Genomic DNA, 6,903 nt, shown 5'->3' on the forward strand with positions numbered 1-6,903 from the left:
TAGAGAAAATAATAAAAACCTGGGTGGAATGGGGAGTGATGTTAGCAAAGGGATAGACAGTGCGATATCGATAGTGACCGGCATTATCACAGGCAACATCACGGGCGGACTGGCTGGCGCCAGTGCACCTTGGGTAGCGGAGCAAATCAAAAAGCATACCGGTCATAAGGAAGAAAACGGAAACTGGCAGACCGATGATATAGCCGGTAATCTTATTGCCCATGCGATTTTGGGTGCGGTGGTAGCTGAACTGCAAGGCAACTCAGGACTTGCCGGCGGTGCCGGTGCTGTAACCGGTGAACTTGCTGCGGATATCATACGCAAGCAGCTCTATGGTAAGGAAGTTAAGGACTTAACCGAAGCTGAAAAACAAAATATCAGTGCCCTGGCCCAACTCGCCACCGGACTGGCTATTGCCAGTGTGGGCGGTGATGTGGGTGATGTCAGCACGGGTATAGCAGCTGGTAAGAATTCGGTTGAGAATAATGGTATTAGTTGGGGAGATGGTGGTAATGAAATGCCAGTGCCTGTATATAATTCAACAGGTGGAAACATGGATTCGATTATGCATGGTTATGCGAATGGTTATTTAACGCAAGAAGAAACCATGCAAGCGCTTAGTGACTTAATGAAAGGTAAAGGAATGCCAAACGGTAGCGATTATGCTGAATTATGGATGCGAGCACCAGAACAAATTGGACAATATTTACCCGGACCAATCGGCACAGCAATGGCAATTTTAGCAGCAACTGATATCGCTATAACAGATACAGATAAAACTAATCTAGTACAGTTATTAAATGAAGCAAGCAAAGATTATTTATCTGATTCGAGTAATGCAGAATCAATGACAGCGCTTAATAAGATGATAGATCGATTAGGTACAGGTAGTACAAATACGCATCTTCAAAGTATAATCAAAGGTAATGTAGAATCCAATGTTGCAAAAAACCAAAAAGGTAATGAATCAAGTAATTTTGGTGAACACAGTAAATTGGAAGGTAAAGTTCAGGAAGATTTAGGTATTTGGCCACCAAATAATGGGGCTTACGGACCCGTTGAAAAAGTTACACTTAAACCAGGTACAACTGTGGATAGATATGGAAGTAGTGCTGGTTTCTATATTTCGCCAGAAGGTGTTGCATTTGAGGCAAGAGCCTTACCATCAACATCATTAAATTCTCCTTATAAAGTTTATGAAATAATAAAACCAATAGAAGATGTATCACAAAGTAAAGTTTTACCGTAGTTTGGCCAGCCTGGTCAGGGAACACAATATAAGTTATCAAAACCTGTAAAATGGTATATAGATAATGGGTACATAAAAGAGGTAATAAAATAATGAATAGAGATGAATTAAAAAAAATTTTAGATGTTAAAAAAGTTCCCCATATGTCATATAGTCTTGATGGGCTTAAGAATGGAATGAGCTTATGTATTGTACCGGAAAATAATAAGTGGAAATTAATTTATGTTGAAAGAAGTAGCAAAAATTATATTGGAGAATACAACTCTGAACATGATGTATGTGATGCATTTTATCAAATAATGAAAGATGACTATGGTTGGAAAGATTAATCATTAAAATTTTATATTTTACTTATTTATTTTTTCTTACATATAATTTTATGTTCTGCAATCTATCTTGCAGAACTGGGTAATTATTTACTAGCTCTGGGATCTACTTCACAAGTTAGACGATTAATTTACCTTTTTAGTGGTGATGGTGACTGGTTCGGCTTGGATTTGCCAACAGTGTAATGATGTTGTGACGTCTCTCGCATGGTTATGGATGATCTTGAAACTGTGTTGAATGAGGCGCATTCTGAAAATGACAATGAAATGTGAAATCACTTAAAAAAAATATTTGTTCTCTGTAAGCTCTGTTTATGGAATAGCGGTAAATTTTATTTAGAATTTACTCCTTGGGGAGTAATATTGGATAGTTATCCCCGCTGCCTTCCTGATAAATATAGATTTAACATATCAACTATCGACGAATGATTGCCTAAGCTACTACGAGCATTTAAACGGCGGAGCTTTTATTACTTTTTAAACTTGCTTCAAGTTCAATAATTAACTTGCCCTGTTCAATCTTAATGATAACAGGGCAGCCTACATAAAAGCCGAATTGCACCAGCCATCTCCCCTTAATGGTCAAAAGAGACTAATGATAAAATACAGGATAATCAGGCTACCAACCAGAAAGCCAACGAAAGTAGCAAATTTGGTGACCATGTAAAAAAAGAACAAGAGATTAATGCTGGAAAGGGGACTACAATAGTCAAAACTCCAGATGGTATTAGTTTTAATATTGAGCAACCAAAGCATTTAGCAACTGTGGATAAATTTAGTCAAAATGGTATTTCAGGTGGGCATAATGCTAATGCTTTTTATGATGCAGCTAAGCAAAATAATGTTAAAATTTTGAATGAGACACCGACAGGAACTCCAGGCATTACTAAGATTGAGTATCAAATACCTGCGAAAGATAGAGCAGGAAACTTCACTGGGGATTATAAAGGTAATGGTTCGAAACCATTTACAAAGACAATTTATGACCCAAAGATATTTACAGATCAAAAAATGCTAGAACTTGGTCAACAAGCAGCATCTAGTGGTTATAAGCAAGCAATCGCTCGAGGGGAAAGAGCATATAATGCGACTGCCGGAGGAGTAACATTTAGGGTTTATATAGACCCTAAAACCGGTACCGTTACTAATTTTCACCCGAAATAGTATATTATAAATATTTGAGGAGTATATTTTGGAAGATTCTATAAATATTGAAACAGATGGGTTTTCACAGCTAAATAAGCATCTGTTTGAGAGACCTCTTAGTATTTCAAAACCTAGTAGTATTATAAAAAATTACTTTGATCTTATGTATAATGATGGCTATTTTCTAAATGCTATCGAAAATATTATTCAAAAAGAATCTTTTATACAGGATGGTGTGTATTGCAATTTCCCTGATATGAATAGTTATTATGAAGAAGAACATTTTGAGGGGGTTCAGTTTGCAATTGGTTATCCGCCAACAGAAGAAGATACGGTAACTGTTAGTGAAAAAACTTGTTATCATTATGTTAGATTAGCCTGTGAAAAGTATCTACAGCTTCACCCAGAGGATACAGATAAGGTTAATGAGTTATTAGCTAAAATACCAGTGTAGATATGGTGATGATATCTATTCTAAATATATTTCTCGTGTTGTTCTGGATACTGAACATTCAAATATTATCCCCAGTATTGAGCTGGGGTCATATTTTACTCTTGGCTTTAGTATCAATTATAAGCAGAACAATTATAATGATTAAGGATAATAACCTATTGATAAAAAATAGGATATTTAGCTATATAAAAAATTTATGGCGAGGCTCTGTGACATTTTTAGATTTAGCGATGATGGACATAATGCAGGTAGTAAGGTAGTTATTGCGAACAGCAACATAAAATATCAAAATACTAACAATCATATTACTGGTTATAGTGTTAATCAATTCCAATTTATCAACCATCAAAAGTAAGCAGAATATCTCCGCATAGCTTGGCTTAACCTTTTTTCAGTAAATAGAATGCTGGAAAGGGGACGGGTGCCAGCAAACCATTAAACAAAACATCTTTAGAAAAGCAACACGGCAAAGGAAATATCGAGCAAAGTGGTGGAAATTATAAAGAGACTAAGGATAAAATACTAGATAATCAGGCTACCAATCAGAAAGCCAACAAAAGTAGCAAATTGGTGAGCATGTAAAAAAAGAACAAGAGATTAATGCTGGTAAGGTGAATGGTGCTACAAATACAGAAAAACTAACAGGTGGTGCTGCTAGGGCTGAACAATATTCAAATAATTGGCCTACAGGAAATCTTGATAAAGCTATTAATGATTTTGCAGGTACAAATCCAATAATAACTACAACTGAAAAAGGGAAAAGAATTTATACTAATCCAACGACAGGTATACAGGTTGTTGAGGATATATCTGGAAACTACTTCCGAATTTATAACCCTAATATTTCGGGAAAAAGGGCTTATTTGGATTTGAATGGAAATATTCCTAACAACAAATTATTAGAGAATGGAAAAGAAGCTGGCCGAAATCAAGGTGAATATAATGCGGTAACTCATTTTAATATAGAAAGGAATAAATAATATGAAATATATATCCGTTCCAGTAAATACAAGTGCAATGGAGCGCCTATATTTTGATAAATGTATCAATGGTGATCTTATTGAGTTAACTCTTGATGAGGATAATTATGCCAACCTTCTAAAGAGTAATGTTATTCAGCAACTTAATAATGAATTAGGAATAAATATTGATGATTATGAAGATGAAAAGATAACCGATATTGATAAACTTATAATTGCTAGAAATATTATTCAAAATACAATAATGTCAAATAATAGCGAAGTGTTAATTAAATTATTAACTCAAGTTGAGAATGCAATAAAATATAAAACAGGGTTATTTTTTTATTTTTAAATATAAATGTGATAGTAAGCTCCTTACCTTAAACAGTGAGGATTTTACTTTGACATCTATACCAATATCTCAAGCCTGATAATCAACAGCCCCCGATCGAGCATCAGTTGGCCGATGATAAGCTGGAAAGGAGACGGGTGCAAAAATATCGCCTGAAAATCAGAAGTACGTCGATATTCTATCACCTGAAGCTAAGCAGCATATATTATATGGAGATGGACCAACAAGTGGGGGGACACATGTACCCAGGAAATCCTGGTAAAACCACATTTCCTAAGGATTGGTCTGCAGACAAAATTGTCCATGAAATAGGGGATATTGCGACATCGACTAATACACAATGGTATGCACAAACAGGTACTGGCGGTATTTACACGGGAAAAGGTAAACCTGCAAAGTGGGTTTCTTATGAGGTTCGCGATGGGGTAAGAATAAGAGTTGTCTATCAGCCAGCGAATGGAAAAATAATAACGGCATTTCCTGACAAAGCTCCTGTCCCAAATACTTATAAACCAATAAAATAAAGGTAAAAAATGCAATATTTAGATAATAAAATTAAAGAATTTGGTGAATTATTTAAAAATCGCTTAGATAACGATCTTTTACAAGATGCTATTTATTATGTTGATTGCAATGAAAGAGGGTTAGCTTTTGATACAATTTGTGATCATATTAGTGAATACGAAGTGCCGATTACAAAGAAAGAATATGATATTGCAATTAGTATTTGTAATGAATTAAAAATGGATACTAATGATATTAGCATTAAACATATGTCTGATTTAATTTCTGAGTAAAATTATAGCTGGAAAGGGGACTGCAGGAAATATTTCGGGTTTAAGTGAAGAAGAAATAAATAAAATTCTTGCTAAAGAAAAAGGATTTCGTCCAGATCCAAGTACTTATATGTCAAAAGCTGAAATTGGAGCACATTTAGCTAAATTTGATGATGGTGCAGTTAGATTTACGTCAAAAAGTGGAATAAGTAAGCATGGAACATATGGTCCAGATGGTGGTTTTGTTATACCTAAGTCTGAATTTGAAAGAGTAATGTTCGAATCAAAAGGTGATTTAAGAATAGTTGAACAAAAATTAGGGCTAGATAAAGGTTATTTAAGTAATTCTGATACAGTAGTAGTTGTTATAGAAAAAATAATATTTCTGGATTAAGGATGCCTTCAGGTAATGAAAGTGGAGCTAATAAATTTTGGAAACCAGGTGGTTATACCTCTGGAGGTGTTGTTGAAGCTGTGATGGATTTTTCACATAAACCTCAAGGAACCATACTAAATCTTAATAAAATTAACGAACAATTACTAAGGAAATCAAAATGACGAAAGTAACATTTAATTTTGGAGGAGTTCCCGTTGAAATTGAAGGAGAACCTTTAGAGTATAAAGAACCAATAGTTGAAGAAAATGAATATCCCAAAGGAGCTAGTTGGTGGAGAATAAAACCGGTTGGAGATAAATATTTATTTTCATGTATATCTGGCTCATTAGCAGGTGGTGAATATAAAACTGAAATTACTAAAGAAGAATTTGATAAACTTCATACTGGAGAAGTAACCGCAAAAGATATTTGTTATAAATATAATATTGGTTGATTTATTTAAAGATTTGTGCATTTATTGCCGGAAGCTGATGGTAGCTATTATTGTTTACTTCCAAATGGTAAAGTACATTATTGGACACCAGATGGCTATAGCAATGATTCTTGGGAAGATCTTGCAGATTGGGTAGAACAAGAATGGATTAATGGAGATTAAATAGTTTATTAGTCAAAATTTAGAATTAAGATCATTATTAAATAAATTATGAAAATAGCCAATTAAAATGAATAGAGTTCTTTTATATCGTTTTAAAGTTTCAAATCAATCTCTATCATCAACTTGCCCTGTTCAATCTTAACGATAACAGGGCAGCCGCATAAAAACCAAATTGCTCCAGCCATCTGCCCTTAATGGTCAGTTCTGGTCTGCGGTTGGGTTTTGTGCCTTGTGGCACGTAACCCACGGTATAGAATCGCTCATTGGGTTGTAGTGCCGGTGTTTTGTCTGTGGTTGATTTTAGTTTAGAATGTGTTTTAACCATAATAACTAGCCTCATTAGTTGTTGTGGTTAGCAGTTTGTTGTTAATCTATGCCGTTATTCACTATATTTTCTTAAACCTTCCCTCCAAACTTAAGTTAATACTTAGCTTTTCATTTATCCTTAATCTAATATCAACTAAACAAAAGTAAGACAAGTTTCGGTGAGTGGGTGTACCAACGGCTTATCAAAATAGTGATAGTGATTCAAGCACGACAAAATCGGCGGTAGAAAAAGGTGAGTTAATCATCCGCAATAAAGAGCAGCAAAAACAGGATATCAATGAATTAAGTCGGGATACGGAGAGTGCGAATAATCCGCTGA

Annotated in this window: 12 protein-coding genes and 2 pseudogenes; 12 read left to right on the top strand and 2 right to left on the bottom strand. The window is 34.7% G+C overall.

The window, feature by feature from the left end; all coding sequences use genetic code 11:
- Positions 1-28 precede the first annotated feature (28 nt).
- Together J3U36_RS11185 and J3U36_RS11190 are read left to right on the top strand one after the other, a co-directional pair.
- A pseudogene (locus J3U36_RS11185) lies at positions 29-1,342 on the top strand (glycohydrolase toxin TNT-related protein).
- Positions 1,342-1,578, top strand: coding sequence for a hypothetical protein (locus tag J3U36_RS11190; protein ID WP_267379987.1), 237 nt, complete (start codon positions 1,342-1,344; stop codon positions 1,576-1,578). Before J3U36_RS11185 ends, J3U36_RS11190 begins: the two are co-directional and overlap by 1 nt.
- Positions 1,579-2,026: 448 nt before the next feature.
- On the opposite strand, the gene J3U36_RS11440 is transcribed toward J3U36_RS11190, so the two are convergent.
- Entirely contained in the window at positions 2,027-2,161 is a 135-nt protein-coding gene (locus tag J3U36_RS11440; RefSeq protein WP_416379837.1) for a SymE family type I addiction module toxin, read from the bottom strand.
- 152 nt (positions 2,162-2,313) lie between these two features.
- Between J3U36_RS11440 and J3U36_RS11195 the strand changes: the two genes are divergently transcribed.
- The 10 genes and pseudogenes from J3U36_RS11195 to J3U36_RS11240 all read left to right on the top strand — a co-directional run bounded on the left by J3U36_RS11195 (position 2,314) and on the right by J3U36_RS11240 (position 6,257).
- Complete coding sequence (locus tag J3U36_RS11195) at positions 2,314-2,739, top strand: CdiA family toxin C-terminal domain-containing protein (RefSeq protein ID WP_324101260.1); 426 nt, start codon at positions 2,314-2,316, stop codon at positions 2,737-2,739.
- A gap of 28 nt (positions 2,740-2,767) precedes the next feature.
- A complete protein-coding gene (gene cdiI, locus J3U36_RS11200; RefSeq protein WP_267360385.1) occupies positions 2,768-3,175 on the top strand; it encodes a ribonuclease toxin immunity protein CdiI in 408 nt (135 codons plus the stop codon).
- Between the two features lie 611 nt (positions 3,176-3,786).
- The gene (locus tag J3U36_RS11205) at positions 3,787-4,155 is read left to right on the top strand and encodes a hypothetical protein (RefSeq protein ID WP_267379984.1); all 369 of its coding nucleotides are present in this window, start codon (positions 3,787-3,789) and stop codon (positions 4,153-4,155) included.
- A gap of 1 nt (position 4,156) precedes the next feature.
- Complete coding sequence (locus tag J3U36_RS11210; protein ID WP_267379981.1) at positions 4,157-4,489, top strand: hypothetical protein; 333 nt, start codon at positions 4,157-4,159, stop codon at positions 4,487-4,489.
- A gap of 166 nt (positions 4,490-4,655) precedes the next feature.
- Positions 4,656-5,013, top strand: a pseudogene (locus J3U36_RS11215) (EndoU domain-containing protein); the annotation flags it as partial.
- A 9-nt stretch (positions 5,014-5,022) separates the two neighbouring features.
- The gene (locus J3U36_RS11220) at positions 5,023-5,286 is read left to right on the top strand and encodes a MafI family immunity protein (RefSeq protein ID WP_267360403.1); all 264 of its coding nucleotides are present in this window, start codon (positions 5,023-5,025) and stop codon (positions 5,284-5,286) included.
- A 109-nt stretch (positions 5,287-5,395) separates the two neighbouring features.
- A complete protein-coding gene (locus J3U36_RS11225; protein ID WP_267360402.1) occupies positions 5,396-5,659 on the top strand; it encodes a hypothetical protein in 264 nt (87 codons plus the stop codon).
- Positions 5,660-5,661: 2 nt separating this feature from the next.
- Positions 5,662-5,823 carry a hypothetical protein gene (locus J3U36_RS11230; RefSeq protein WP_267360401.1) on the top strand — a complete coding sequence of 54 codons (162 nt, stop codon included), beginning with the start codon at positions 5,662-5,664 and terminating at the stop codon, positions 5,821-5,823.
- On the top strand, positions 5,820-6,095 hold the full coding sequence (locus J3U36_RS11235; protein ID WP_267379977.1) for a hypothetical protein: 276 nt from the start codon (positions 5,820-5,822) through the stop codon (positions 6,093-6,095). The genes J3U36_RS11230 and J3U36_RS11235 overlap by 4 nt, the downstream gene beginning before the upstream one ends.
- Positions 6,096-6,119: 24 nt before the next feature.
- Positions 6,120-6,257 carry an SMI1/KNR4 family protein gene (locus tag J3U36_RS11240; protein WP_267385917.1) on the top strand — a complete coding sequence of 46 codons (138 nt, stop codon included), beginning with the start codon at positions 6,120-6,122 and terminating at the stop codon, positions 6,255-6,257.
- Between the two features lie 118 nt (positions 6,258-6,375).
- Here the strand turns inward: J3U36_RS11240 and J3U36_RS11245 are convergent, their stop codons facing one another.
- Positions 6,376-6,582 (bottom strand): SymE family type I addiction module toxin, encoded by a 207-nt coding sequence (locus J3U36_RS11245; protein WP_267379885.1) that lies wholly within the window; start codon positions 6,580-6,582, stop codon positions 6,376-6,378.
- Positions 6,583-6,903: the final 321 nt, after the last annotated feature.

Source organism: Gilliamella sp. B3817, from assembly GCF_026536705.1.
In the GTDB taxonomy this organism is placed as follows: domain Bacteria; phylum Pseudomonadota; class Gammaproteobacteria; order Enterobacterales; family Orbaceae; genus Gilliamella; species Gilliamella apicola_I.

Excerpts from the sequence above, each read along its gene's own strand:
- J3U36_RS11190 (WP_267379987.1), top strand. The coding sequence starts at position 1,342 with ATGAATAGAGATGAATTAAAAAAAATTTTAGATGTTAAAAAAGTTCCC.
- J3U36_RS11210 (WP_267379981.1), top strand. The coding sequence starts at position 4,157 with ATGAAATATATATCCGTTCCAGTAAATACAAGTGCAATGGAGCGCCTA.
- J3U36_RS11220 (WP_267360403.1), top strand. The coding sequence starts at position 5,023 with ATGCAATATTTAGATAATAAAATTAAAGAATTTGGTGAATTATTTAAA.
- J3U36_RS11225 (WP_267360402.1), top strand. The coding sequence starts at position 5,396 with ATGTCAAAAGCTGAAATTGGAGCACATTTAGCTAAATTTGATGATGGT.
- J3U36_RS11230 (WP_267360401.1), top strand. The coding sequence starts at position 5,662 with ATGCCTTCAGGTAATGAAAGTGGAGCTAATAAATTTTGGAAACCAGGT.
- J3U36_RS11235 (WP_267379977.1), top strand. The coding sequence starts at position 5,820 with ATGACGAAAGTAACATTTAATTTTGGAGGAGTTCCCGTTGAAATTGAA.
- J3U36_RS11245 (WP_267379885.1), bottom strand. The coding sequence starts at position 6,582 with ATGGTTAAAACACATTCTAAACTAAAATCAACCACAGACAAAACACCG.